Annotated in this window: 1 protein-coding gene; it reads right to left on the bottom strand. The window is 31.4% G+C overall.

Features of this window, described 5'->3' with window-relative positions; genetic code table 11:
- Positions 1-126: 126 nt before the first annotated feature.
- Positions 127-446, bottom strand: a 320-nt coding sequence (locus AYC60_RS03470; protein ID WP_156447650.1) for a plasmid mobilization relaxosome protein MobC, incomplete at its 5' end; no start/stop codon positions are given.

Here is a 446-nt window from a genome sequence, read left to right as displayed (position 1 = left end):
TTTCAGCATCGGTTTTATCTCCGTTACAGATGTAATCTATCGCCTTTTTAAGAGTTGTTTTAATGGGATGTATCTTTGTAACTGCCATTACCCTATAACCTCATTAATAATATAGTCGGAAACTTTTTATCTAAATTCTGATAGAAAAAGTAGTTCCACTTGCAAAGTTTTCTTAATGCTTTCCATATCATCTTTGTAAATAACTCCTGTGCTGTTTACCACTTTGGCTATCTGATTTAAGTTAGCTGAATTACGACTTACAAGAGAAGATAGTTCTCTTAGTTCTTTTCTAAAAGCTCCTGATATATCAATACTGATAATTTTATTCTTGAAAATACTATTTCGGTAAAACTCTCTTTTACTCTTGAAACTGGTCAATGCAAATCTTCGGTTAAGCTCATTCATATCTTCTTCATTCACCATAAAGTGAACGGTACAATTATTTT

Origin of the sequence: Streptobacillus felis (genome assembly GCF_001559775.1) — a bacterium.
Lineage (GTDB): Bacteria > Fusobacteriota > Fusobacteriia > Fusobacteriales > Leptotrichiaceae > Streptobacillus > Streptobacillus felis.
The sequence above is the reverse complement of the archived record's forward strand: the minus strand, read 5'-3'. Positions and strand labels throughout refer to the sequence as shown.